Below are 26,365 nucleotides of genomic sequence, written 5' to 3' on the forward strand. Positions count from 1 at the left end.
GTCTTGCCTCACTTCAAACGACCCGATAGGAATTGCTGTAAACGTTCACTGTTTGGCTGGTCGAGGATCGTCGCGTCACCCTGCTCCTCGACCCGCCCTTGATGCAAGAACAACACTTGGCTGGAGACCTGCCGGGCGAAGCCCATTTCGTGGGTCACCATCAACATGGTCCGGCCTTCTTCAGCCAGCGCCTGAATCACCTTCAGCACCTCGCCCACCAACTCCGGATCGAGTGCCGAGGTCGGCTCGTCGAACAACAGAATCTGCGGCTCCACCGCCAGCGCCCGGGCAATGGCCACTCGTTGTTGCTGACCGCCGGACAGAAACGCCGGGTATTGATCGGCGACTCTCAGCGGCAATCCGACTTTGTCCAGGTAAGCCCGCGCGCTGTCTTCGGCGGCCTTGCGGCTCATCCCCAACACCCGACACGGCGCCAGCACGATGTTTTCCAACACCGTTAGGTGACTCCACAAATTGAAGTGCTGGAACACCATCGCCAGTCGAGTACGCAAACGCTGCAACTGCGCCGGATGGGCGACGCGCATGCCACCCGCCCCCTGGCGCGTGAGGATCCGCTCGCCATCGAGTGCGATGGCGCCTTCGTCCGCGCGCTCCAGAAAGTTGATACAACGCAGCATAGTGCTTTTGCCCGACCCGCTGGCGCCGATCATGCTCACCACATCGCCGGCCTTGGCATTCAACGAGACGCCCTTGAGCACTTCGTTGTCACCAAAACGTTTATACAGATTTTCAACCGTGAGTTTGTACATGCAAGCACTCCTGGAGCGACGCCCTTATCGGCGTCGCTCTGGATAAAGAATGGAATTCAATGAGCCGGACCGAGAAAGCTCAGCCAGTGCTTCTCTGCCAACCGGAACGCGCCGACCAGACCGAATGACAGCGCGAGGTACAACAGGCCGGCAATGCCGAACGCCTGGAAGGTCATAAACGTCGCGGCATTGGCATCCCTGGCAATTTTAAGAATGTCGGGAATGGTGGCGGTGAACGCCACTGAAGTGGCGTGCAACATCAGGATCACTTCGTTGCTGTAATACGGCAGTGCCCGGCGCAGCGCCGAGGGCAAAATCAACCGCACATACAGGCGCCAGCCGCTCAGGCCATAGGCGTGGGCCGCTTCGATTTCACCGTAGGGAATGCTGCGAATCGCCCCGGCGAAAATTTCCACGGTGTAGGCGCAGGTGTTGAGGGTGAACGCGAGCAAGGTGCAATTCATCGCATCGCGAAAGAACGCTTCGAGCAGCGGCTGCGAGCGGACCACGGCGATGCCGTAGATGCCGCTGTAGCAAATCAGCAACTGGATGTACAACGGCGTGCCGCGGAACACGTAGGTGAACAGTTGAACCGGCCAGCGCAGCAAGCCCCACCGCGAGACCCGGAGGATCGCCAACGGCAACGACAGGAAAAACCCCATCGCGATACTCGCCACCAGCAACCACAAGGTCATGGCCAGTCCGGTGAGAGTGTCGCCGTCGGTGAACAGAAAGGGTTTCCAGTATTCGGCAATCAATTCGATCATCGTGTCATCCCCCGCACGCCCTGGTTGTAACGCCGTTCCAGCACGCGCAAGACGTAGTTCGAGGCACTGGTGATCAGCAAGTACAGCGCCGCCGCCAACAGCAGGAAGTCGAGCATGTTGAAGGTGCTTTTACCGGCCTCTTGCGCGACCTTGACCAGGTCCGACAAGCCGATGATCGACACCAGCGCCGTCGCCTTGAGCAGCACCAGCCAGTTGTTGCCCAGGCTGGGCAAGGCGAAGCGCATCATTTGCGGGAACACCACAAAACGAAAACGTTGCCAGCGATTCAGGCCAAAGCACGCGGCGGCTTCCTGCTGCCCCCGTGGCACGCTCATAATCGCCCCGCGAAAGGTCTCGGTGAAATACGCGCCATAGATAAAACCGAGGGTGACGATGCCGGCCACGAACGGATCGATTTCCATGTAGGGCCAGCCCAGCGCTTCGGTCAGGCTGCTCAGCCAGCCTTGCAGGCTGTAGAAAATCAGCAGCATCAGCACCAGGTCCGGCACCCCGCGAATCAGCGTCGTGTAAAAGGTCGCCGGCAGGTTCAACAGCTTCAGTGGCGACAGCTTGGCCGCCGCGCCGAGCAATCCCAGCGCCATGCTCACCAGTAGCGAAAGCGCCGATAATTTCAGGGTGACCCAGGTGCCGTGCAGCAACAGCGGGCCATAGCCTTGCAGGGCCGAAAGATCGACCCCCAGAACATTCAGGAAGGAATTCACGCCAGTCACCTGTCTTGATGCCGCCTGACGGGCGCTGCGACACAGCGACCGTCAGGCGGCGAGGATCAGTTGTTGTAGAGGTCCAGATCGCCGAAGTGTTTCTGCTGGATCTGCGCGTAGATGCCCTTGTCATGCAGGGCCTTGATGGCGGCATTGAGCATGCCTTTGAGTTCGGCGTTGTCCTTGCGCACACCGATGGCGATTTCCGACGGCACCAGCGGGTCACTGATGCCTTCGCTGTTCTGGAAATCGGCCCCTTGCGGTGACGTCAGAAAGCTCATCTGCGCTTGCAGTTTGTCCTGGATCGACGCATCGAGACGGCCATAAACCAGGTCGGCGTAGACCTGATCCTGATTCTGATACGCCCGCAGTTTCACCCCGCTCGGAGCCAATTTGGCCTTGGCGTAGGTTTCCTGAATGGTGCCCTGCATGTACCCGATGGTCTTGCCCCGCAGGGACTCGGCGGTGGGCAGCAACCCGGAATCCTTGCGGGTGACGATAGCGGTCGGCCCGGCGTACAGACGATCGGTGAAGTCGATCTGTTTCTTGCGCGTATCGGTGACGGTCATCGAAGATTCAATGGCGTCGAATTTACCGGCCTTGAGGCCTGGAATCAGCCCGTCGAAGTCATTGCTGACCCACACACAGGTGAGTTTCAACTCGGCGCAAATCGCGTTACCCAGGTCCACGCCAAATCCCTGCACACCGCCATCGGCGGTGGTGGATTCAAACGGCGGGTAACTTGGGTTGACGCCGAATCGCAGCTCTTTCCATTCCTTGGCATTGGCGCCGGTGGTGCAGCACAGCAACGCCAATGCCGGCAAAGTCAGCCATTTGATGTTCATCTTCTAGAGTCCCGGATTATTTGGATTTATCGCGGCCTGGCGCTTGCGCCGAGCCACACTTTTTTTGACAGGGGCAGAGAATCGATGCGGCATTGGCCGCAGCCATCTTTATTGTTGTTTTCGACAGGGCGAGCCCGTCGTTGGAGTACATGTCCGTTCCAGACGCATCAATGCAAGCACTGGTTACGGACCGTCAGAATGCCAATTGCCGGGACGGCGCAGGTGTCGTAAGCCCTTGTTCAGGCAGCGCACATGCGCTGAACCAAGGTCGTTTGCAGCCGATTCTGTCGCGGGCTGCCGAAGATCAAAAGATCGCAGCCTGCGGCAGCTCCTACCCTGGAACGCGTACACCCTGTAGGAGCTGCCGAAGGCTGCGATCTTTTGATTCTGCCCTAAGGTAAAAATGCACACGGGACCTGCACATATCCGGGTTGTACATGGCAAATTTGCACTGGTACGATCCAGCATCGCTCGCGCGCGAGCTTGTCTATAAAGAACAATAAAAGCAGGGAGTTAGTGATGACTGCTCAGGTTTCTTCTCCGGGGACTCAGTCCATGGATGCCACGCAAAACGACGTGCTGGCCGAGGTTCGCAATCACATCGGTCACCTGACCCTCAATCGCCCCGCCGGCCTCAACGCCCTTACCCTGGACATGGTTCGCAACCTGCAGCGCCAGCTCGATGCCTGGGCTGAGGATGCGCAGGTCCACGCGGTGGTGTTGCGCGGTGCGGGGGAAAAAGCGTTCTGCGCCGGCGGCGATATTCGCTCGCTGTACGACAGTTTCAACAGTGGCGACACGCTGCACGAAGCGTTCTTCGTCGAGGAATACGCACTCGACCTCGCGATCCACCACTACCGCAAACCCGTGCTTGCCTTGATGGACGGATTTGTCCTGGGCGGCGGCATGGGCCTGGTGCAAGGCGCCGACCTGCGGGTGGTCACCGAGAAAAGCCGTCTGGCGATGCCGGAAGTGGGCATCGGTTACTTCCCGGATGTCGGCGGCAGCTACTTCCTGCCACGCATTCCCGGAGAATTGGGCATTTATCTGGGGGTCAGCGGCGTGCAGATCCGCGCCGCCGATGCGCTGTATTGCGGACTGGCCGACTGGTACCTGGGCAGCGCCGGGCTGGGAGCGCTGGACGAGCAACTCGATCAGCTGGAATGGCACGACACGCCCCTGAAAGACCTGCAAGGCCTGCTGGCGAAACTCGCCGTGCAACAGCTGCCCGATGCGCCATTGGCGGCATTACGCCCGGCTATCGATCACTTCTTCGCCCTGCCCGATGTGCCGAGTATTGTTGAACAACTGCGTGCAGTGACGGTCGCCGGCAGCCATGAATGGGCTGTCACCACTGCCGACCTGCTGGAAAGCCGCTCGCCGCTGGCGATGGCGGTGACCCTGGAAATGCTCCGTCGTGGTCGGCACTTGAGTCTGGAACACTGCTTCGCCCTTGAGCTGCACCTGGACCTTCAGTGGTTCGAGCGCGGCGACCTGATCGAAGGCGTGCGCGCCTTGCTGATCGACAAAGACAAGAACCCGCGCTGGAACCCGCCGACCTTGCAGGCGCTGGACGCCGAGCACGTCGCGAGTTTCTTCACGGGCTTTGACCCACGCTGGAGCTGAGCCATGCACGATATCGAATTGAGCGAAGAGCAAGTCATGATCCGCGACATGGCCCGGGACTTTGCCCGCGGCGAAATCGCGCCCCACGCGCAAGCCTGGGAAAAAGCCGGCTGGATTGATGATGGTCTGGTGGCGAAGATGGGCGAGCTCGGCCTGTTGGGCATGGTGGTGCCCGAAGAGTGGGGAGGCACCTATGTCGACTACGTCGCCTACGCCCTGGCGGTTGAAGAGATTTCCGCCGGAGACGGCGCCACAGGCGCGCTGATGAGCATCCACAACTCGGTGGGTTGCGGGCCGGTTCTGAACTACGGCACCGAAGCACAGAAACAAACCTGGCTGCCGGACTTGGCCAGCGGCCAGGCGATTGGCTGCTTCTGCCTGACCGAACCGCAAGCCGGCTCCGAAGCGCATAACCTGCGCACCCGCGCCGAACTGCGCGACGGCCAGTGGGTAATCAACGGCGCCAAGCAATTCGTCAGCAACGGCAAGCGGGCGAAGCTGGCGATCGTGTTTGCGGTGACGGACCCGGATCTGGGCAAGCGCGGCATCTCGGCATTCCTGGTGCCGACGGATACCGCGGGTTTCATCGTCGATCGCACTGAACACAAGATGGGTATTCGCGCCTCTGATACCTGCGCGGTGACCCTGAGCAACTGCACGATTCCCGAAGCCAACCTGCTGGGTGAACGGGGCAAGGGCCTGGCGATTGCCCTGTCCAACCTTGAAGGCGGTCGCATCGGCATTGCCGCACAGGCGTTGGGCATTGCCCGGGCAGCCTTTGAAGCGGCACTGGCCTACTCACGCGATCGTGTGCAGTTCGGCAAGGCGATCATCGAGCACCAAAGCGTCGCCAATATGCTGGCCGACATGCACACCCGCCTGAACGCGGCGCGGTTGCTGATCCTGCATGCCGCGCGGTTACGCAGTGCCGGTAAGCCGTGTTTGTCGGAGGCATCACAAGCCAAGCTGTTTGCCTCGGAGATGGCTGAGAAGGTCTGCTCATCGGCGCTGCAAATTCATGGCGGGTATGGGTATCTGGAAGACTATCCGGTGGAGCGGTATTACCGGGATGCGCGGATCACGCAGATTTATGAAGGCTCGAGCGAGATACAGCGAATGGTCATCGCCCGCGAGCTGAAAAACTATTTGGTGTGATAGATGGTAGGAGCGAGCTTGCTCCGGGCGGCGTTCCGACGATGAATTCGAAGGCGGCGCATTTTTCCAGACAGTACGCGTCATCGTTTACGCCCATCGCGAGCAAGCTCGCTCCTACAGGAGCGGGCTTGTCCGCGAGAACCCGCATTACTTGCCGACGAACTCCGCCTCACGCTTGGCAATAAACGCCGCCATCCCTTCCTTCTGATCCTGCGTCGCAAACGCCGCATGGAACACCCGGCGCTCAAAACGAACGCCTTCCGACAGGCTCACTTCAAAGGCACGGTTAACGCTTTCCTTGACCATCATCGCAATCGGCAATGATTTTTTGGCGATCAACGCTGCAACTTTCAGGGCTTCGTCCAGCAACTCATCCGCTGGCACGATCCGCGCGACAATCCCGCAACGCTCCGCTTCCACCGCATCAATCAAACGTCCGCTCAGGCACATTTCCATGGCCTTGGCCTTGCCCACGGCGCGGGTCAGGCGCTGGGTGCCGCCCATGCCCGGCAGCACGCCGAGGTTGATTTCCGGTTGGCCGAATTTGGCGTTGTCACCGGCCAGGATGAAGTCGCACATCAGCGCCAGTTCACAGCCACCGCCCAAGGCAAAGCCGTTGACCGCTGCAATGATCGGCTTGCGGCGGTTGGCCACGCGATCGCTGTCGCTGAACAGGTCGTCAAGGTAGATCTGCGGATAGGTCAGCTCGGCCATTTCCTTGATGTCGGCGCCGGCGGCGAAGGCTTTTTTCGAGCCGGTCAGCACGATGCAGCCGATGTTCGAATCCGCTTCCAGGCCATCGAGGGCGTGGTTCAGCTCGCTGATGATTTGAGCGTTCAACGCGTTCAGGGCTTGCGGACGGTTGAGGGTAATCAGGCCCACGCGACCGTGGGTTTCCAACAAAATCGTTTCGTAATTCATAAACAACTCCGATTTAGCATAAAGCTCGATCCCTGTAGGAGCTGTCGAGTGAAACGAGGCTGCGATCCTTTGATCTTGCTCTTTAAAAACAACATCAAAAGATCGCAGCCTGCGACAGCTCCTACCAGGGTTCCTGTTTTAGAGATTGCGCGAAATGACCATGCGCTGAATATCGCTGGTGCCTTCGTAGATCTGGCAGACCCGAACGTCGCGGTAGATCCGCTCCAGCGGGAAGTCGTTCAGGTAACCGTATCCGCCGAGGGTTTGCAACGCCGACGAGCAGACCTTTTCGGCCATTTCCGAGGCGAACAGTTTGGCCATCGACGCTTCGACCAGCGCCGGTTTGCCACTGTCCCTCAATGCCGCGGCGTAATGCACCATCTGCCGGGCCACGGCGATCTGCGTCGCCATGTCAGCCAGACGAAACGCTACGGCCTGGTGTTCGATGATCGGCTTGCCGAAACTCTCGCGTTCACGGGCGTAATCGCGGGCCGCTTCAAACGCGGCACGGGCCATGCCCACCGATTGCGAGGCGATGCCGACACGGCCGCCTTCAAGGTTGGCCAGGGCGATCCGGTAACCTTCACCCTCCTCGCCCAGCCGATTGGCCACCGGGACCTTCACGTCCTCAAACAGAATCTGGCAGGTGTCGGACGCATGCTGGCCGAGCTTGTCTTCAACCCGTGCGACTTTGTAGCCTGGGGAATCGGTCGGCACGATCAGCGCCGTGATCCCACGTTTGCCGGCACTCGGGTCAGTGACCGCGAAGACGATCACCACCCCGGCGTTTTGCCCGGAGGTGATGAACTGTTTGCAGCCGTTGAGTACGTAATGATCGCCTTCCAGACGCGCGCGGGTCTTCAGGCCGCTGGCGTCGGAACCGGCCTGCGGCTCCGTCAGGGCAAAAGCGCCCAGCATCGCGCCGCTGGCCAGCGGCTTGAGGAAGCGTTCTTTCTGATCGTCGTTGCCGTACTTCAAGATCGGCACGCAACCCACCGAATTGTGCACGCTCATGATGGTCGAGCAGGCGCCGTCGCCGGCCGCGATCTCTTCCAGGGCCATGGCGTAGGCCAGATAACCCGTGTCGCAACCGCCCCACTGCTCCGGCACCAGCATGCCGAAGAAACCCAGGTCAGCCATCTCGCCGATGGCTTCCTTGGGAAAGCGATGCTCACGGTCCCACTCGGCGGCGAACGGTTTCAGCCGTTCCTGGGCAAACTGCCGGGCCGCGTCGCTGATCTGAAGTTGTTCGTCATTGGGAATCATGCCAAATCCTTAAAAATAAGATCGCCCTTCTATTGTAGGAGCGAGCTTGCTCGCGAAGGGCGTGAGGGCACCGCGTTCATCCAGGCAGCCCCCGTCATCGTTAACGTCCATCGCGAGCAAGCTCGCTCCTACAGGGACCGCGCGCTCTTTAGTACAGGCACTCGACAGCCATCGCCGTGGCTTCACCGCCGCCAATGCAGATCGCTGCAACGCCGCGTTTCAGGCCTTTCTGGCGCAGGGCCGAGAGCAATGTCACGAGGATCCGCGCGCCGGACGCACCGATCGGGTGACCCAAAGCACAGGCGCCGCCGTGAACGTTGACCTTCTCGTGAGGGATTTCCAGTTTGGTCATGGTCACCAGACTGACCACGGCGAAGGCTTCGTTGACTTCAAACAACTCGACCTCGTCCAGCGACCAGCCGGTTTTCTTCATCAGCTTTTTGATTGCGCCCACGGGCGCCACCGGAAACAGCCCCGGCGTGTCGGCAAACGCGGCGTGGCCGTGAATCACTGCCAGCGGTTTTAGACCGCGTTTTTCAGCTTCGGAGCGACGCATCAGCACCAGTGCCGCCGCACCATCGGAGATCGAGCTCGAGTTCGCCGCGGTCACGGTGCCGCCGTCGCGGAACGCCGGTTTCAGCGAGGCGATTTTGTCGAGCTTGGCCTTGGGTGGCTGCTCGTCGTTGCTGATCAACACCTGCTCTTTGCCGACGGTCACGGTGAGCGGCACAATCTCGTCCTTGAAGCTGCCGTCCTTGATCGCTTGCTGGGCGCGGGTGGTCGAGGCGATGGCAAACGCGTCCTGGGCTTCGCGGGTAAAACCGTTGGTGTCAGCGCACTCTTCGGCAAAGGTGCCCATCAGGCGGCCCTTGTCGTAGGCGTCTTCGAGGCCGTCGAGGAACATGTGATCGAGCACACGACCGTGGCCCATGCGGTAGCCGCTGCGGGCGCGGTCCAGCAGGTACGGCGCGTTGGACATGCTTTCCATGCCGCCCGCCACGACTACGTCGGCGCTGCCAGCGACGAGCATGTCGTGGGCCAGAATGGTCGCTTCCATGCCCGAACCGCACATCTTGTTCAGCGTGGTGCAACGGGTTGATTTATCGAGACCCGCGCCCAGTGCGGCCTGGCGCGCCGGGGCCTGGCCGAGGCCAGCGGACAACACGCAGCCAAACAGCACTTCTTCAACCGCGTCGGCGGCGACACCGGCGCGTTCAACGGCGGCTTTGATAGCTGCAGCGCCCAGTTGCGGCGCGGTGAGGCTTTTCAGTTCGCCCTGGAAACCGCCCATCGGGGTGCGGACAGCGCTGACGATAACAATGGGATCGTTGGCAATAGTCATGATAAATCCTCCTTATTTGGCGGCCATGCGCAAGGCGCCGTCGAGACGGATCACCTCGCCATTGAGCATGCTGTTTTCAATGATATGCCTGACCAGCGCGGCATACTCGTCCGGTTTGCCCAGACGCGGCGGAAATGGCACGCCGGCGGCCAGGGAGGCGCGAACTTCCGGGGTCATGCCGGCCATCATCGGGGTTTCGAAAATGCCCGGGGCAATGGTCATCACGCGGATGCCGAAGCGCGCCAGTTCGCGGGCAGCGGGCAACGTCAGGCTGACGATCGCGCCTTTGGAAGCCGCGTAAGCGGCCTGGCCGATCTGACCGTCATAGGCGGCGGCCGAGGCGGTGTTGATGATCACACCGCGCTCGCCGTCGGCGTCCGCATCCGTTTCGGCGATGGCCGCTGAAGCCAGGCGCAGCATGTTGAAGCTGCCGATCAGGTTGACGTTGATCACCTGGCTGAAACTGGCCAGCGCGTGGGGGCCGTTCTTGCCGAGGATCTTCTCGCCACGCACGATACCGGCGCAGTTGACCAGGCCATTAAGGCCGCCGAAGGCTTTGACGGTCGCCTGCACGGCCGCTTCCGCCGCAGCTTCGTCGCTGATGTCCGCGACCACGCTTTTCGCGCCGAGACGCTCTGCCTGTGCCGCAACGGCTTCAGCATTCATGTCCACCAGCATCACTTTGGCGCCAGCCGCGACCAGCATTTCAGCCGTGGCCGCACCGAGCCCGGAGGCACCGCCGGTGACGAGAAAAACCTTGTTTTCGATCTGCATCATTGTTTCCTTGATTCAAGCTGAAACGTTCTTCGCGGCGGCCTCTTGAGCCTTGGCGATTTCCTGGTTGCGCAAGATAAAGCGCTGCAATTTGCCGCTTGGGGTTTTCGGCAACTCACTGACAAATTCGATTTCGCGGGGGTACGAGTGTGCGGCCAGACGTTTGCGCACGTGTTGGCGCAGCTCTTCGGCCAGTTCTGGCGTTGCGCGATACTGCGAACAAATCACGACGAAGGCTTTGACCAGTTCGGTACGCTCCGGATCGGGCTTGCCGACCACTGCCGCTTCGACCACGGCGGGGTGTTCGATCAAGGCACTTTCCACGTCGAACGGGCCGACGCGGTAGCCGGAGGTGGTAATCACATCATCGCTGCGGCCGACAAAACTGATGCTGCCGTCCGGATTCCACTCGACGGTGTCGCCGCTCAGGTAATAGTTGCCGACAAAGGCCTTGGTCGGCGCACCTTCGTAACCGCCGAACCAGCACATCGGCGACTGGGTGCGGTCGATGGCCAGAATGCCTGGTTGGCCGACGCCCAGCTCCTTGTACTCGTCGTCCAAGACCACGATGCGGTGGCCGGGCGAGGCAAAACCGGCGGAGCCCATGTGGATGGGATGTTCCAGACCGTGGTGATTACACAGGACCATGCCCAGTTCGGTCTGGCCGTAGTGGTCGTGAATGACGACGCCAAGGTTATCGGCAAACCAGCGGATGACTTCCGGATTCAGTGGCTCGCCGGCGCTGCTGACGATGCGCAGTTTGCCTTTGATCGAACGGGAGAACTCGTCGCCCCCGGCGATCAGCAGACGGTAAGCCGTCGGTGAACCGGTGAGGTTGGTGATCCCGTATTTGTTGATCACCCGGCAGGTGCTCTCGAGGGAGAACGGGCCATCGTAAAAGGTGATTGGATGCCCCATCGACATCGGCCCGGTGACGCCGAAATAAATGCCATAGGCCCAGCCCGGATCGGCGACGTTCCAGAACGCGTCTTCAGGACGCAAGTCAACAGCGTCGCGGGTGTAGCTCTGGAACGCGACGATGGCCTTGAGCGGCACCGACAGCGCTTTCGATGGCCCGGTGGTGCCCGAGGTGAACATCAGCAGGAACGGGTCTTCGCCCGTCAGCAGTACCGGTTCGCACACCGAGGAATAATTGGCCAGTTCAGCCCAGAAACTGAAATCGCCCCGAACGATGCCTTGTCCTTTGGCGCCAGCGACGGTAACGATAGTCGGGCAGTCGGCGACTTCAGCGAGTTTCGAGCGGTTGACCGCGTCGGTCACCACCACTTTGGCGCCCGAGCAACTGAGGCGGTGCTCGATGGCTTTTGGGCCGAACGCCGTGAACAACGGCTGGTAAACCGCGCCGATGCGCCAAGTGGCGAAGACGGTGATCAATAATTCGATATTACGTGGCAGCAGGCCGGCGACTTTGTCGCCTTTCTTCACGCCCTGGGCCAAGAGGAAGTTGGCGAAACGCGTGGCTTTGTCTTGCAAATCGCTGAAGGTGTACGTCGCACTGGCGCCGTCGCGGCCTTCCCAGAACAACGCAATGCGCCCCGGCAAGGCATGCCGGTCACAACACTCGACGCAGGCGTTGAGGGCAGTCAAGTCGCCCGCGAGCGCGGCGTCGACGGTGTGCTGATAATTGAACTGTGATGTAGCAGACAAGTAATCGCGCATTGCCAGAATCCCTCTGTATTTTTATTAGGTTGGGGAACCGTAATTAACAGGGAAATACTCGCTCTACGCGTAGAACACGGCAATGGTCAAAGTTATCAAGTTGCTTGACTGGTTTGGCCAAGATTCAAGGGATGTGTCGCCTGGACAGACGCCTTCGCGAGCAAGCCCGCTCCCACAGGGGAATGCATTCCCCTGTGGGAGCGGGCTTGCTCGCGAAGAGGCCGGACGCATCAACACCGCGTCCGGATCAGTCAGCTTCGTTGAGAATCAAACTACGGTAATGCCCCGGATTCGAGCCGGACCACTTGCGAAACGCCTTGTAGAACGAGCTGGCATCGGCAAAGCCCAGGCGGGTAGCGATTTCGGCGAAGCTGATACTCGGTTCAGCCAGCCAAACAATGGCCAACTCCTTGCGCACACTGTCTTTGAGCGCTTGATACGTCTGCCCCTCTTCCGCCAGCCGACGGCGCAACGTCGACGCCGACATGCACAATTGCTGCGCCAGTGGCTCAGTCTCCGGCCAGCGTTCGGCGGGCAGTTGGCGCAGATCATGTTTGATCCGGCTGGCCAGGCTCTGCGGATCACGATACTTCACCAAAATGTTTGCCGGGGCATGCGCCAGAAACCGTTTGAGTTCCTCCGCGCTGCGCTTGATCGGCACGTCCAGGCAATCGGCCGAGAAAATCATCCGCGTGCGCGGCCGGTCGAAACGCAGGTTCTCGGAGAACATCACTCGATAATCGTCGCAAAAATCCGGCTCTGAGCAACGTAGTTCGATGGCCAGGATCGGAATCCTCCGCCCCGCCAGCCAACAGGCGACGCCATGGACGATCATCCAGTACGTGAAATAGGTGAAGGCACGACGCGGGGCCTGCTCGTCCTCCAGCAACACGATTTCGGCCAGGCTTTGCTGACGAACCAGTTGCGCGGGGATGTGTTCGAGCATCAACGACAGAAAGCTCAGGCCCGAGGTCAAACCCGCTGCCAGGCTCGGCTGGATCATCGAGCAGCGACACAGAAATTCCAGACTGCCAGATTTGAGCTTGCGCGGGTCCATGCCAAAAAATTCATCGTCGCCGCGCCGGGCCAGCAACCGCCACAGGCGCGCATAAGCAGTCGCCGGAACTCGCCCATCGGTAGTGTCCAACAGTGCCGGATTGATGCCGACCTTGTTCAACACTTCGTCGGTGGCCTGTCCGGGGGCGCAGCTTTGCAACAGTGCTTCACGCACCAGTTGAACGGCGATGGTGTCTTTTTCTGACATTGAGCGAGGTAAGCCCTGTTGTTTTTTGGGTGCCGGCATCTTACCGCAGCCATCAGCCTGGCGCAGATCCCTGTGGGAGCGAGCTTGCTCGCGATGGACGTGAACGATGACGCGTGCTGTCTGGAAGAATGCGCCGCCCTCGAGTTCATCGCGAGCAAGCTCGCTCCTACAGAGGGGACGGTGTGATGTGCAGGGTTGTTCAGGTTAGGTTCAGCTAATGTCAATCATCTGCGTTTGAGAATGCGTGTCATTATGTTACAAATTAGCATCCTCTCTACAGACGCCACGGTGCTGAATGCTTGTTCCTTTTCTGATCATGCTGCGCGAAGGCATTGAAGCCGCGTTGATCGTTGGCATCATCGCCAGCTACCTCAAGCAGACCGGCCGTGGCCAGTGGATGCCCGCCGTGTGGATTGGCGTGTTCCTTGCCGTTGCCCTGGCCCTGCTGGTGGGCGGAGGCCTGGAACTGGTCAGTGCTGAATTCCCGCAGAAACAACAGGAACTGTTCGAGGGTGTCGTCGGCCTGGTGGCGGTCGGCATTCTCAGTTCAATGGTGTTCTGGATGCGCAAGGTGGCGCGTTCGATCAAGCATTCGCTGCATGTTTCCCTCGATCACGCGCTGACCGGTTCCAGGCATCAGGTCACGGCGCTGATTGCCATGGTGTTTTTCGCCGTGGCCCGGGAAGGTCTGGAAACGGTGTTCTTCTTGCTCGCGGTGTTCCAGCAAAGTGAAGGGCCGGCGGCACCGATCGGCGCCCTGCTCGGCCTGATCCTGGCGATCATCACCGGCTTCCTGATCTACACCGGCAGCATGCGCCTGAACCTCGGCGCGTTCTTCCGTTGGACCGGGCTGTTCATCCTCGTAGTGGCCGCCGGCATTCTCGCCAACTCGGTGCAAGCGCTGCATGAAGCCGGGATCTGGAATCACCTGCAAACCGTGCTCTTCGACGTGAGCGCGACACTGCCGATGGATGGCCCGCTGGGCTCGGTGCTGGCCGGCATGTTCGGCTATCAGGACGCGCCGACCCTCAGCACCCTTGGCGCTTATTTGATTTATCTGGTGGTGGCGTTGGTGATGTTTTTTCTCCCGGCCCCGGCCCCCGCCAAACAATCTTCTTCCGTTTCCTTGTAGGAGCGAGCTTGCTCCGGGCGGCGTTCCGACGATGGTCGTTAACGATGACGCTGCGAGCCTGACACTCCGCGATGTACTCCGGTTTTTCGCGAGCGAGCTCGCTCCTACAGGGTTGCGATATTTCAGCAGTTATTTACAGCCAGTAAGGGCTCCCATGCCAAATCAAGCCCCTCCTCAGGCCTCGCCTCCCCGCGCCTTGCGCTGGGCGGTGGCCGGTTCGGTGATCGTGATGATCGCTGCCGGTGGCCTGTTCTACTACGCCTCGAAAATGGCCGCGGTCAAGCGCCAGACCCACCATGACGAAGTGACGGTCACCATTCACCCGCACAGCTGCGAGCCGAATGCGCTGACGGTGCCGGCGGGCCACGCCAGTTTCCGTATCGTCAACCGCTCGGATCGGGCCGTCGAATGGGAAATCCTCGACGGTGTGCTGGTGCTCGAAGAACGGGAAAACATCGCCCCCGGCCTGAGCCAGGTGATCAACGCGAACCTGTTGCCCGGCGACTACGCAATCACTTGCGGCTTGTTGAGCAACCCGCGCGGCACCTTGCATGTCACGCCGACCGCTGCGTCCGACGCCGCGGCCAAGGCAAAACCTTCGATGGTCGCTTTCGTCGGACCGTTGTCGGAATTTCGCGTCTACCTGAGCAGCCAAAGCAGCGCGCTGATCAAGGCCGTCGCGGCGCTTGAGCACGCGATCAACGCCGGTGACCTCAGCCAGGCGCAAGCGTTGTACGTGCCAGCCCGTGCCGCTTATCAACGAATCGCCCCGGCCGCCCAGCGCCTGGCCGAACTGGATAACGCCATCAACGCACGCGCCGACTACTTCGAGAAGCGCGAGCAAGACCCGGACTTCGTTGGTTTCCACCGCATCGAATTTGCGCTGTTTCAACAGCGCGACCTCGACGGTCTGGCACCGATTGCCCAGCGCCTGACCGCCGATGTCACTGCGCTCAAACAACAACTGTTGGCCCAATCCCTGCCGCCGGAACAACTGGTGAGCAGTGTGGTGCGCAACCTCAACAGCCTCGCCGATGTTCGTGCCAGCAGTGGCGAAGAAGAGCGCTACAGCCACCTCGATTTGAACGGTTTCGCCGCGAACCTCGAAGCGACCCATAAAGTCGTCGACCTGTTGCGTCCGTTGCTGACCAACACCGCCGCCGAACTGCTGCCGAAGATCGACAGCGCCGTCACAGCCCTGGACGCCGAACTCAATGGCTTGAAGGTCAAGGACGTCTACGCGAGCTACGACACGGTCAGTGCCGAACAGCGCAAACAGATCGCCGACAAGGCCAAGGCCCTGGCCGATGCACTCGATGGAATTGATCCCGCCCTTGGCCTGTCCGGCCTATAAGCAGAAGACGACTTATCAGATGAACGACTCAGAGCAATTCAACCTTCAGCGTCGCCGGGTATTGATGGGCATGGGCGCGGCCGGCGTGGCCCTCGCCGGTTCGGCATTGAGCTGCCCGGCCATGGCCGCCAGCCCGGCGCAAGTGACTGAAGCACCGAGCAGCGAAAAGACTGAAGACCGCCACGCGTTCCATGGCCAACACCAGACCGGCATCATTACGCCACGCCCGGCGTCTGGCATGGTGGTGTCATTCGATGTATTGGCCAGCGACCGCGAGGACCTGGAGCGCCTGTTCCGCACCCTCAACGAACGCATCGCGTTTTTGATGAAGGGCGGCCCGGTGACTCAGGTCGACCCGAAGCTGCCGCCAGTGGATTCGGGGATTCTGGGCCCGGTGGTGACGCCGGACAACCTGACCATCACCGTGTCGGTGGGCGAGTCGCTGTTCGACGAGCGATTCGGCCTGGCCGATGCCAAACCGAAGCGGCTGATCCGCATGGTCGGCTTCCCCAACGATGCGCTGGATGCCGATTGCTGCCATGGCGACCTCAGCGTGCAGTTCTGCTCCAACACCACCGACACCAACATTCACGCGCTGCGCGACATCCTGAAAAACCTGCCGGATTTGCTGTTGGTGCGCTGGAAACAGGAAGGCAGCGTGCCGCCGCAGGCGCCGGTGAAACCGGGTGTGCCGGCGCAGAGCGCGCGTAACTTCCTGGGTTTTCGCGATGGCTCGGCCAACCCCAATTCCAACGATACCAAAGCCATGGACAGCATCGTCTGGGTCCAGCCTGGCAGTGATGAACCGGCGTGGGCAGCTAACGGCAGCTACCAAGCGGTGCGAATCATCCGCAACTTCGTCGAGCGCTGGGACCGTACGCCGTTGCAGGAACAGGAAAGCATCCTCGGCCGGGTCAAAAGCACCGGCGCACCGATGGGCTGCGCGCATGAAACCGAGGTCCCGGACTACACCAAGGACCCGGAAGGCAAGCTGACCAAACTCGATGCGCACATCCGTCTGGCCAACCCGCGCACCGCCGCGACCCAGGCCAACCTGATCCTGCGCCGACCGTTCAACTACTCCAACGGGGTGAACAAGAATGGCCAGTTGGACATGGGATTGTTGTTCATTTGCTACCAGTCCGATCTGCACAAAGGCTTCATCACCGTACAAACCCGCCTCAACGGCGAACCGCTCGAGGAATACCTCAAGCCGGTTGGCGGCGGGTACTTCTTCACCCTGCCGGGTGTTACGGGCGACAAGGACTTCATCGGTCGCACGCTGCTTGATGCCACACAACCCACAACAAACGCCTAAACAACCCCCACACGGAACCGTCCCATGAAAAAGTCGCCACTCGCTTTATTGCTGACCCTTGGCTTGCTCAACACCCCGTTTTCAGCTTTCGCAGCGACGGCGCCACTGGATCTGGTGGGGCCGGTCTCGGACTACAAGATCTACGTCACCGAACAACTGGGCGAACTGGCCAGCCATACCCAACAGTTCACCGACGCCGTGAAAAAAGGTGACCTGGCCACCGCACAAAAGCTTTACGCACCGACCCGCGTTTACTATGAGTCGATCGAGCCGATTGCCGAACTGTTCAGTGACCTGGATGCGTCCATCGACTCCCGTGTCAACGACCATGAGAAAGGCGTGAAAGCCGAAGACTTCACCGGTTTTCACCGCATCGAATATTCGCTGTTCACGGAAAAAAGCACCCAAGGCCTGGGCGAACTGGCCGACGGCCTGAACAAGGACGTGAAAGACCTGCAATCGCGCGTAGCCGGCCTGACCTTCCCGCCTGAGAAAGTCGTCGGTGGCGCTGCTGCGCTACTGGAAGAAGTGGCAGCGACCAAGATCTCCGGTGAGGAAGATCGCTACAGCCACACCGACCTCTATGACTTCCAGGGCAACATCGACGGCGCGAAGAAAATCGTTGACCTGTTCCGTCCGCAGATCGAGAAGCAGGACGCTGCGTTCATTGCCAAGGTCGACAAGAATTTCGCTTCCGTCGACAAAACTCTGGCCAAGTACAAGACCAAGGATGGCGGTTTCGAGACGTATGACAAGGTGAAAGAGAACGACCGTAAAGCGCTGGTCGGGCCGGTGAATACCTTGGCTGAAGACCTGTCGACGCTGCGTGGGAAATTGGGTTTGAATTGAGGTTTTTGTAGCGTTTGAGGTGCCCCCTTCGCGAGCAAGCCCGCTCCCACATTAGTTTTGTGTTGATCACAGATCCAATGTGGGAGCGGGCTTGCTCGCGAAGGCATTTTATAAGGCGATACATCTACCCCGCCGTTAGTCCTCACAACATCCGATAGAGCAACCGCTCGATCCGCACCCGACTGACGCGCTTGAGAAACTTGGCCACTGCCGCCGGGTATTCCAGCAGTGTTTCCAGGTCCTGATAACGCTCGATGCGCGTGGTGTTCTGGAAGATCTCCGCCAGTTCCTTGGTACGCGGCTCGAGCAATTCACCTTTCGGGTCATCGATCAGCAACGCGTTTTCAAGGTCAAGGCGAAACGCTCGTGGATTGAGGTTGTTGCCGGTCAGCAAGGTATAGCGCTGGTCGACCCACATGCCTTTGAGGTGGTAAGTGTTATCGCCATCTCGCCACAGGTGCAAGTTCAGCTTGGCGCTGTCGATGCTGTGTTGATGCCGTTTGGCAAAGCGTCGCAGGCTGATCTCGTAGAGATAGGGCAGCGCCGCGATCACCTTGAACGGTTCGCTCGGCGGGATGTAAAAGTCGTTGGCCGTCTTGTCGCCGACAATGATGTCGATCTTCACGCCCCGCGCCAGCGCACGGTTGATTTCCCGGGTGACGGCCAGCGGCAAGTTGAAGTACGGCGTGCAGATGATCAGATGATGTTGGGCGCTGGCGATCAGCTCGCAGATCACCCGGCTCAACGGGTTATTCTTGCCCACCCCCAGCAACGGACTGACGGACAGTTCGCCCTTTATCGTGCTGCCTTGCGTGGTGTCGTAGGCCGCGTGCTTGAGCCGACTGCGCAGATCGCCGATGTCGTTGCGCAGGCTGCGGGTGGTCGGCAAGTTCGGTAAATCGAGACGATGCACGGCTTTTGAGGTCATCAGCCCATGCTGAATCAGGTGCTGCATCGAATCGGCCAGCGCGCTGTTCTGCAGCAGGTGATAACGGTCGTAGCGGTACTTGTCGAATTTGTGCAGGTACACGTTGTTCAGACTTGCACCGCTGTAGATCACGCAGTCATCGATCACGAAACCTTTCAAATGCAGCACACCGAACAACTCGCGAGTCTGCACGGGCACGCCGTACACCGGCACCACACTCTCGTGGGTGCGGGTGGTTTCCTGATACCAGGCCGAGTTGCCCGGCTGCTTGCCGGCACCGATCAAACCACGTTGGGCGCGCAGCCAGTCAACCACCACCACGACGTCCAGTTCCGGACGCGCCAGTTTGGCGGCGTGCAAGGCGTCGAGAATTTCCTGGCCGGCCTCATCCTGTTGCAGGTACAGCGCGACGATATAGATGCGCTGAGTGGCGCTGGCGATTTTTTCCAGCAGGCAGCGACGGAACTCGGCAGCACCAGAGAGGATGGTGACGGCATCCGCGTTCAGCGGAAAACTGCGCAGTTTGGGCAGCAAAGAGCGTTTGAAAAGCGACGGCATAGGGCTCGCAATGGGTCGAATCCGAAGAACCCGAGAGCTTACACCATGGATTGCCTTGGGTCTTGTGGCGAAAGATCGCAGCCTTCGGCAGCTCCTACGCTGATCTCCTGTAGGAGCTGCCGAAGGCTGCGATCTTTTGATCTTTAAAATCTACTTGATTATGAAGAACGATCGTTCTACTGTTCGCCACATGAACGAAATAACCAGCAACGACACACGCGACATCATTCTGGACGTCACCGAAAAGTTGATCTACAAAAGTGGCATCGCCGCCACCGGCATGGATCTTCTGGTGAAAACCGCCGGCGTCTCCAGAAAGAGCATCTACCGCTACTTCGCCAACAAGGAAGCGCTCACCGTCGCGGCCCTGCAACGCCGCGACCTGCGCTGGATGCAGTGGTATCGAAGTGAAGTCAACCGGGCCGAGACCCCGGTCGAGCGGTTGCTCAACCTGTTTACCGTGCTCAAGGCCTGGTTCGCCTCCGAAGGCTTCCGCGGTTGCGCGTTCATTAACACCAGCGGCGAAACCGGCGACTCGCAAGACCCTGTTCGCCTGGTCGCCAAGGACCACAAACAGAAGCTGCTCGACTACGTGCGCGAGCTCTGTACCGAACATGGCGCTACAGACCCGGAGACGCTGGCAAAACAGCTGCTGATCCTGATCGATGGCGCCATTACCGTGGCGCTTGTCATGGGGGATCACAGTGCGGCCGATAATGCGCAATGCATGGCGCGAAAGTTATTGGACCTGCCATAACTCCATCAAGCCCGACAATGTTTTTGAACTGTACGTTGATAGGGAGACTTATATGTCTAACGCTGAAGTTCGTCCGCCATTGCCGCCCTTCACCCGTGAGTCGGCGATCGAAAAAGTTCGTCTGGCCGAAGATGGCTGGAACTCCCGAGACCCGCAGCGCGTATCCCTGGCCTACACCCTGGACACAAAATGGCGTAACCGCGCCGAGTTCGCCAACAACCGTGAAGAAGCCAAAGGCTTTCTGACCCGCAAATGGGCCAAGGAACTGGACTACCGACTGATCAAGGAACTCTGGGCCTTCACCGGCAATCGCATCGCCGTGCGTTACGCCTATGAATGGCACGACGACTCCGGCAACTGGTTCCGTTCCTACGGCAACGAGAACTGGGAGTTCAATGAAGACGGATTGATGGCCAACCGGTTTGCCTCCATCAATGACCTGCCCATCAAGGAAAGCGAGCGCAAATTCCGTTGGTCGCTGGGACGCCGACCGGATGATCATCCGGGCCTGTCTGATCTAGGCCTATAAACACTATCCCCCCTGTAGGAGCTGCCGCAGGCTGCGATCTTTTGACTTTGCTTTTTAAAAACAAGATCAAAAGATCGCAGCCTGCGGCAGCTCCTACAGGGACCGCGTTTCATCAGGCGTTTGCGAGGGTTTGTTTGATTTGCGCCCTGGCCGCAAGCTAGTGCACCAACGCCTATTCCACATGTGGGAGCGAGCCTGCGCGCGAAGACGGTTTAACCTTCAACATCATCGTTGGCTGATGCACTGCTTTCGCGAGCAGGCTCGCTCCCACAATGGTTTTGTGGTGTTCAGGCCACCGCTGGGCCTGTCTGATCCAGGCCTGTAAACACTATCCCCCCTGTAGGAGCTGCCGCAGGCTGCGATCTTTTGACTTTGCTTTTTAAAAACAAGATCAAAAGATCGCAGCCTGCGGCAGCTCCTACAGGGACCGCGTTTCATCAGGCGTTTGCGAGGGTTTGTTTGATTTGCGCCCTGGCCGCAAGCTAGTGCACCAACGCCTATTCCACATGTGGGAGCGAGCCTGCTCGCGAAGACGGTTTAACCTTCAACATCATCGTTGGCTGATGCACTGCTTTCGCGAGCAGGCTCGCTCCCACAATGGTTTTGTGGTGTTCAGGCCACTGCTGGGCCTGTCTGACCCAGGCCTGTAAACACTATCCCCCTGTAGGAGCTGCCGCAGGCTGCGATCTTTTGACTTTGCTTTTTAAAAACAAGATCAAAAGATCGCAGCCTGCGGCAGCTCCTACAGGGACCGCGTTTCATCAGGCGTTTGCGAGGGTTTGTTTGATTTGCGCCCTGGCCGCAAGCTAGTGCACCGACGCCTATTCCACATGTGGGAGCGAGCCTGCGCGCGAAGACGGTTTAACCTTCAACATCATCGTTGGCTGATGCACTGCTTTCGCGAGCAGGCTCGCTCCCACAATGGTTTTGTGGTGTTCAGGCCACTGCCGGGCCTGTCTGACCCAGGCCTGTAAACACTATCCCCCTGTAGGAGCTGCCGCAGGCTGCGATCTTTTGACTTTGCTTTTTAAAAACAAGATCAAAAGATCGCAGCCTGCGGCAGCTCCTACAGGGACCGCGTTTCATCAGGCGTCATTACTGTCAGCTTTCGGGACGATTTGCTGAAGCACTGTTGCCGCAGCAACAGTAGAACCTCGCGAAGGTGTCAGACCGGTCGCCGCAAAAGTTGGATATAGGTAAGATGTCGCCCCTTCCCCGCAGTCCTTTCCTGCACCCCGCCGAATAAGCCGATTCCATGCCTTTCGAACTCAGTGTTGACCTCACCACCCTGGCCATTCTGGCCTTTGTCGCTTTCATCGCCGGATTTATCGACGCCATTGCCGGTGGCGGCGGTCTGTTGACAACGCCGGCGCTGTTGACCGCCGGTCTCCCGCCGCATCTGGTGCTGGGCACCAACAAATTGAGCTCGACGTTCGGCTCGGCCACCGCCAGTTTCACCTTCTACCGCCGCAAGCTATTCCATCCCAAGCAGTGGGTGCACGCGATTGTCGGCACCCTGGTCGGGGCGTTGACCGGTGCCGTGGTTGCGCATTACCTGCCTGCAGAATGGCTGAACAAAATGCTCCCGCTCATTGTCTTCGCCTGCGGCCTGTATTTGTTGTTTGGCGGCACGCCGAAAGCGCCGCTGGACAGCGACGCGCCAATCAAGAAAAAGTGGCAATCGACCCAAGGCTTCAGCCTCGGTTTCTACGACGGCGTGGCCGGCCCCGGTACTGGCGCGTTCTGGACGGTCAGCAGCATGCTGATGTACCCCATCGACTTGGTGAAGGCCAGCGGCGTGGCGCGCAGCATGAACTTCGTCAGCAACATTGCGGCGCTGTCGGTGTTCATATTTTCCGGGCAAGTGGACTGGATCATCGGCCTCAGCATGGGCCTGTCGGTGATGGTCGGCGCCTTCTTCGGCGCGCGCACCGCCATCAGTGGCGGTGCGAAATTCATCCGGCCGGTGTTCATCACCGTCGTGCTGGGACTGACCGTGCGGTTAGCCTGGCAACACTGGTTCAGCATGGCCTAAACGCCGGGCCACGTAGACGTCGATCAGGTAACGGGCAATCGAGCGGGACGCCGGCAACGGCGGCAGCTGGTGAACGTTGAACCACTGGGCGTCTTCAATCTCGTCTTCCTGACAGACAATCTCGCCACCGGCGTACTCGGCGTGAAAGCCCAGCATCATCGAATGCGGGAATGGCCAGCACTGGCTACCGAGGTACTGGATGTTCTTGACCTCAATCTGCACTTCCTCGCGCACCTCGCGAATCAGGCAGTCTTCGGCGGACTCGCCCGGCTCGGCAAACCCGGCCAGCGTGCTGTAGACACCGCTGACGAAGCGCGGTGAGCGCGCCAGCAGGACTTCATCGCCGCGGGTGACCAACACGATCATGCTCGGCGAAATCCGTGGGTAATAGCGTATATCGCAGGGTTCGCAATACATCGCACGCTCCCGGATCACCTGGTTCGTCGCCTGCCCGCAATTGCCGCAAAAGCGGTGCTCACGGGCCCAGGTGCCGATTTGCGCGGCATAACCCAGCACCTTGTAGACCGTGTGGTCGCCGTCCAGCATAAAGGCTCGCAGGCCTTTCCAGTTGCAGCCCGGCACTTCGCTGTGACTGCGCAGTTCCAGCAAATAGACCGGTTCGCCATCCAGATGGCCGATACCGTGTTCGGCGAGGATCGCCAGGTCCTGACGCTTGAGCCATTCGCGCGGAAACAGTGCGCCATTGTCATCGAACAGAAAGCCTTCAGGGCTGCGCGCTACCGCCCAGCCGCCCGGTTGATCGGTATCCAGTACTGCGGTGGTCCAGCGTGAAGTCATTTTTCAATCAATCCAGAAATTCGGGTTTCTGTTTGCTCATATGGGCGGCCATGGCCACGCGCAGATCGGTGGATTGAAGCATGGCGGCGTTCCAGGTGGCGACATATTCAAGGCCGTCGTCGATGCGATGATCGCGCATGTAGCTGATCATCTCTTTCGTGCCGGTGACGGCAATCGGTGACTTGCTGGCGATTTCACGGGCAATGCCCATGACCCCGTCGAGCAGGCTGGCCGTGTCGCTGTAGACACGATTGACCAGGCCCATGCCACGCGCTTCTTCGGCACCGAACGTGCGACCAGTGTAAGCCAGTTCACGCAGCATGCCGTCACCGATGATCCGCGGCAAGCGTTGCAAGGTGCCGACGTCCGCCGCCATCCCGATGTCGATTTCCTTGATCGAGAACTGCGCGTCCTCGGCGGCATAGCGCATGTCGCAGGCGGCAATCAGGTCGATGGCGCCGCCCAGGCAATAACCCTGAATCGCTGCCAGCACCGGTTTGCGGCAGTTGTCGACGGCATTGAACGACGCTTGCAAAGCGAGAATCTTGCGGCGCAGCAGACGCGCGTTACGCCCGACATCCTTGCCCAGTTCATTGGCCACGCCGGCGAGCATCATCAGGTCGATGCCTGAGGAAAAATGCTTACCGGCCCCACTGAGCACTACCACCCGCACTTCGTCGGTGTCATCGACCCACTGGAAGATCTCGATGATCTCGCTCCAGAACGCGGCATTCATCGAATTGATCTTTTCCGGGCGATTGATCTGCACGTGGGCGATTTTGTCCGCCAGTTCGACGGTGAATGCGCTGTACTGAGACATGGTAGTGATCCTTTACCGGGCAAAAATGAGGCAGGAACTATAACAAGGCGCCCCGGTTGGCAGTAAGGCAGTGGTTCGGCCAAAAGCAGGACGCACCAGCGCACCACAATGGAGCGTCAGTTCTGCAACGCCTCGCACATTGATGTGACTGCCAGGTTACTTTTTGGGGCGTAGTCGCAAAAAAACGTGCCTTTCGTCGGAGCGTTGGCGCTCCGATCCGGTACGCCCGTACCTCTTTGAACCGATTGTCGAACAATTTTGCCATCTGGCCTTTACCGCTCTAAGTTCTGGCCTAGACTCATTTCCGCGGGGCAAAACCGATCGGTCACAAAGTGTAAAAATAATCGAAACTTTTGCCGTTTGTGATCGGTCCTCTGAAAGGAAGGTGCGTTGCGACTGGTGCAATCCTTGCAACGATCTCTCCAGCCATTCTGCTTCAACGCATGGGCAGCGTTTGCTTACCCATGCGTAGCGCGTTTGCGCCCGACCACAGGATTTGGTCACGAAACACCGTTTGTGCCAGACCTAAGAATTAGATCAACAACACGGGAGATTCATATGATCAGTGCGGCTTTAGATATTCAGGGAGAACGTGCACATCAACAGGTCGGCGAATCGAACGCCGTGAGTGCACCAACGGCCCAATCGGTCATCGTCCCCGGCACCAAGACGCTGGCACCACTTGTCAGTCAGAATCCCAATAGAAAGAAAGTGTTGTTTGTGACCTCGGAAATCGCCGACCTGGTGAAGACCGGTGGTTTGGGTGACGTCTCTGCTGCACTGCCCCGGGCCATGGCCCAATTGCACGATGTACGTGTGCTGATCCCGGGCTACCCGCAGGTGCTGCACAGCGAAAATCCGATTCATATTATTGGCGAGCTGGGCGGTCATGCCGCATTGCCGCCCTGCAAGATCGGGCGCATGGACATGCCTGATGGTCTGGTCATTTACGTGTTGATCTGCCCCGAACTCTACGAGCGCGAAGGTTCGCCTTACGGCGCCAACAACGGCCGCGACTGGCCGGATAACCATATCCGTTTCGCCCGCCTGGGGCTGGCGGCTGCCGATATCGCCGCCAACCTTGCACAAATTCACTGGTGCCCGGACCTGGTGCACGCCCATGACTGGCCAGCCGGTCTGGCGCCCGCTTACATGCACTGGCGTGGGCAGCGCACCCCGACGCTGTTCACCATTCATAACCTCGCCTATCAAGGCGTGACCAGCCTGGGCTCGTGCCCCGAGTTGGGCATTCCCCTGCATGCACTGCAACAGGAAGGCATGGAGTTTTACGGCAAGATGTCGTTCCTCAAGGCCGGCATGGCCTATTCGAGCCACATCACCACGGTCAGTGCCACTTACGCCCAGGAAATCACGACCCCGGACTTCGGCTGCGGTCTCGACGGTTTTCTCGCCGCCAAAACCCAGCAAGGTTTGCTCAGCGGTATTCCTAACGGCATTGATGCAAGCTGGGACGCCGCCACCGATCCGCACCTGTTGTGCCCCTTTACCATCGGCGATTGGGACGGCAAAGCGGTCAACGCGGCGCATGTCCGCAAACTGTTCGGCCTGGACGATTCCGAAGGTCCGCTGTTCGCCGTGGTCTCGCGCCTGGTGTATCAGAAAGGGCTGGACCTCACCGAAGCCGTCTCCGAATACATCGTCAAGTCGGGCGGCCAGATCGCGATTATCGGTCGGGGCGAGCCCGAAGAAGAACAAGCCATGCGTGAACTGGCCCTGCGTTTCCCTGGCCAGATCGGTGTGCGCATCGGCTTCAACGAAACCGATGCCCGCCGCATGTTCGCCGGCAGCGACTTCTTGCTGATGCCTTCGCGTTACGAGCCTTGCGGCTTGAGCCAGATGTACGCCCAGCGTTTCGGTTCGTTGCCGGTAGCACGCAACACTGGCGGGTTGGCCGACACCATTGAAGACGGTGTTACCGGATTCCTCTTCGATGAGTCCACGGTGGAGAGCTATCAGGAAGCGCTGAACCGCGCGTTCAAAGTGTTCGCCTTCCCCGGACTGCTCAATGCCATGCGCTGCCGTGCCATGGCGGCGCCTTTCAACTGGTGCAAAGCCGTCGAACCGTACGCCGAACTCTATGAACAGCTTGTCGCCAAGGCGTTGGGGAAATCGGGCCATAAATAGGAAGAGGTTT

Annotated in this window: 23 protein-coding genes; 10 read left to right on the plus strand and 13 right to left on the minus strand. The window is 59.7% G+C overall.

What is annotated here, in order from left to right; translation table 11 throughout:
• Positions 1 to 8: 8 nt before the first annotated feature.
• The 4 genes from JFU37_RS17200 to JFU37_RS17215 all read right to left on the minus strand — a co-directional run bounded on the left by JFU37_RS17200 (position 9) and on the right by JFU37_RS17215 (position 3,104).
• Positions 9 to 770, minus strand: coding sequence for an ABC transporter ATP-binding protein (locus tag JFU37_RS17200; RefSeq protein WP_201116656.1), 762 nt, complete (start codon positions 768 to 770; stop codon positions 9 to 11).
• Between the two features lie 56 nt (positions 771 to 826).
• Positions 827 to 1,537 (minus strand): ABC transporter permease, encoded by a 711-nt coding sequence (locus tag JFU37_RS17205; RefSeq protein WP_201116657.1) that lies wholly within the window; start codon positions 1,535 to 1,537, stop codon positions 827 to 829.
• On the minus strand, positions 1,534 to 2,259 hold the full coding sequence (locus tag JFU37_RS17210) for an ABC transporter permease subunit (protein WP_201116658.1): 726 nt from the start codon (positions 2,257 to 2,259) through the stop codon (positions 1,534 to 1,536). Before JFU37_RS17210 ends, JFU37_RS17205 begins: the two co-directional genes overlap by 4 nt.
• 65 nt (positions 2,260 to 2,324) lie before the next feature.
• A complete protein-coding gene (locus JFU37_RS17215; RefSeq protein ID WP_201116659.1) occupies positions 2,325 to 3,104 on the minus strand; it encodes a transporter substrate-binding domain-containing protein in 780 nt (259 codons plus the stop codon).
• A 519-nt stretch (positions 3,105 to 3,623) separates the two neighbouring features.
• Here JFU37_RS17215 and JFU37_RS17220 point away from each other — a divergent pair.
• Together JFU37_RS17220 and JFU37_RS17225 are read left to right on the plus strand one after the other, a co-directional pair.
• Positions 3,624 to 4,730 carry an enoyl-CoA hydratase/isomerase family protein gene (locus JFU37_RS17220; protein ID WP_201116660.1) on the plus strand — a complete coding sequence of 369 codons (1,107 nt, stop codon included), beginning with the start codon at positions 3,624 to 3,626 and terminating at the stop codon, positions 4,728 to 4,730.
• A gap of 3 nt (positions 4,731 to 4,733) precedes the next feature.
• On the plus strand, positions 4,734 to 5,885 hold the full coding sequence (locus JFU37_RS17225) for an acyl-CoA dehydrogenase family protein (protein WP_201116661.1): 1,152 nt from the start codon (positions 4,734 to 4,736) through the stop codon (positions 5,883 to 5,885).
• Positions 5,886 to 6,032: 147 nt separating this feature from the next.
• On the opposite strand, the gene JFU37_RS17230 is transcribed toward JFU37_RS17225, so the two are convergent.
• The 6 genes from JFU37_RS17230 to JFU37_RS17255 form a co-directional block, all read right to left on the minus strand.
• Positions 6,033 to 6,806: an enoyl-CoA hydratase gene (locus JFU37_RS17230; RefSeq protein ID WP_201116663.1), complete on the minus strand. Its 774-nt coding sequence runs from the start codon at positions 6,804 to 6,806 to the stop codon at positions 6,033 to 6,035.
• Between the two features lie 138 nt (positions 6,807 to 6,944).
• A complete protein-coding gene (locus JFU37_RS17235; protein ID WP_201116664.1) occupies positions 6,945 to 8,072 on the minus strand; it encodes an acyl-CoA dehydrogenase in 1,128 nt (375 codons plus the stop codon).
• Between the two features lie 148 nt (positions 8,073 to 8,220).
• Positions 8,221 to 9,414, minus strand: a complete 1,194-nt coding sequence (locus JFU37_RS17240) for an acetyl-CoA C-acyltransferase (RefSeq protein WP_201116665.1) — start codon at positions 9,412 to 9,414, stop codon at positions 8,221 to 8,223.
• Positions 9,415 to 9,426: 12 nt separating this feature from the next.
• Positions 9,427 to 10,188 carry an SDR family NAD(P)-dependent oxidoreductase gene (locus tag JFU37_RS17245; protein WP_201116666.1) on the minus strand — a complete coding sequence of 254 codons (762 nt, stop codon included), beginning with the start codon at positions 10,186 to 10,188 and terminating at the stop codon, positions 9,427 to 9,429.
• A 15-nt stretch (positions 10,189 to 10,203) separates the two neighbouring features.
• On the minus strand, positions 10,204 to 11,868 hold the full coding sequence (locus tag JFU37_RS17250) for an AMP-binding protein (protein WP_201116667.1): 1,665 nt from the start codon (positions 11,866 to 11,868) through the stop codon (positions 10,204 to 10,206).
• Between the two features lie 247 nt (positions 11,869 to 12,115).
• Positions 12,116 to 13,132, minus strand: coding sequence for an AraC family transcriptional regulator (locus JFU37_RS17255; RefSeq protein WP_201116669.1), 1,017 nt, complete (start codon positions 13,130 to 13,132; stop codon positions 12,116 to 12,118).
• A 295-nt stretch (positions 13,133 to 13,427) separates the two neighbouring features.
• On the opposite strand from JFU37_RS17255, the gene efeU reads away from it, so the two are divergent.
• The 4 genes from efeU (at position 13,428) to efeO (JFU37_RS17275) (ending at position 17,785) form a co-directional block, all read left to right on the plus strand.
• Positions 13,428 to 14,264 carry an iron uptake transporter permease EfeU gene (efeU, locus tag JFU37_RS17260; protein WP_201116671.1) on the plus strand — a complete coding sequence of 279 codons (837 nt, stop codon included), beginning with the start codon at positions 13,428 to 13,430 and terminating at the stop codon, positions 14,262 to 14,264.
• Between the two features lie 154 nt (positions 14,265 to 14,418).
• Entirely contained in the window at positions 14,419 to 15,618 is a 1,200-nt protein-coding gene (gene efeO / locus JFU37_RS17265; RefSeq protein ID WP_201116674.1) for an iron uptake system protein EfeO, read from the plus strand.
• Positions 15,619 to 15,637: 19 nt separating this feature from the next.
• Positions 15,638 to 16,936, plus strand: coding sequence for an iron uptake transporter deferrochelatase/peroxidase subunit (efeB, locus tag JFU37_RS17270; protein ID WP_201116676.1), 1,299 nt, complete (start codon positions 15,638 to 15,640; stop codon positions 16,934 to 16,936).
• 24 nt (positions 16,937 to 16,960) lie between these two features.
• Complete coding sequence (gene efeO / locus JFU37_RS17275; RefSeq protein ID WP_201116680.1) at positions 16,961 to 17,785, plus strand: iron uptake system protein EfeO; 825 nt, start codon at positions 16,961 to 16,963, stop codon at positions 17,783 to 17,785.
• A gap of 142 nt (positions 17,786 to 17,927) precedes the next feature.
• Here the strand turns inward: efeO (JFU37_RS17275) and pssA are convergent, their stop codons facing one another.
• Complete coding sequence (gene pssA, locus JFU37_RS17280) at positions 17,928 to 19,271, minus strand: CDP-diacylglycerol--serine O-phosphatidyltransferase (RefSeq protein WP_201116692.1); 1,344 nt, start codon at positions 19,269 to 19,271, stop codon at positions 17,928 to 17,930.
• A 190-nt stretch (positions 19,272 to 19,461) separates the two neighbouring features.
• Here pssA and JFU37_RS17285 point away from each other — a divergent pair, with 190 nt between their 5' ends.
• From JFU37_RS17285 to JFU37_RS17295, 3 genes are all read left to right on the plus strand, one after another.
• On the plus strand, positions 19,462 to 20,028 hold the full coding sequence (locus JFU37_RS17285; RefSeq protein ID WP_201116694.1) for a TetR/AcrR family transcriptional regulator: 567 nt from the start codon (positions 19,462 to 19,464) through the stop codon (positions 20,026 to 20,028).
• 52 nt (positions 20,029 to 20,080) lie between these two features.
• Positions 20,081 to 20,557 (plus strand): nuclear transport factor 2 family protein, encoded by a 477-nt coding sequence (locus JFU37_RS17290; RefSeq protein ID WP_201116696.1) that lies wholly within the window; start codon positions 20,081 to 20,083, stop codon positions 20,555 to 20,557.
• A gap of 1,255 nt (positions 20,558 to 21,812) precedes the next feature.
• Positions 21,813 to 22,592, plus strand: coding sequence for a TSUP family transporter (locus JFU37_RS17295; RefSeq protein WP_201116702.1), 780 nt, complete (start codon positions 21,813 to 21,815; stop codon positions 22,590 to 22,592).
• On the opposite strand, the gene nudC is transcribed toward JFU37_RS17295, so the two are convergent.
• Positions 22,560 to 23,390, minus strand: a complete 831-nt coding sequence (gene nudC / locus JFU37_RS17300) for an NAD(+) diphosphatase (protein ID WP_201116703.1) — start codon at positions 23,388 to 23,390, stop codon at positions 22,560 to 22,562. The genes JFU37_RS17295 and nudC overlap by 33 nt on opposite strands.
• 7 nt (positions 23,391 to 23,397) lie before the next feature.
• Positions 23,398 to 24,210: a crotonase/enoyl-CoA hydratase family protein gene (locus JFU37_RS17305; protein ID WP_201116704.1), complete on the minus strand. Its 813-nt coding sequence runs from the start codon at positions 24,208 to 24,210 to the stop codon at positions 23,398 to 23,400.
• 558 nt (positions 24,211 to 24,768) lie between these two features.
• Between JFU37_RS17305 and glgA the strand changes: the two genes are divergently transcribed.
• Positions 24,769 to 26,355, plus strand: a complete 1,587-nt coding sequence (gene glgA, locus JFU37_RS17310) for a glycogen synthase GlgA (protein WP_201116705.1) — start codon at positions 24,769 to 24,771, stop codon at positions 26,353 to 26,355.
• Positions 26,356 to 26,365 lie beyond the last annotated feature (10 nt).

This window comes from Pseudomonas sp. TH41 (assembly GCF_016650695.1).
Lineage (GTDB): Bacteria > Pseudomonadota > Gammaproteobacteria > Pseudomonadales > Pseudomonadaceae > Aquipseudomonas.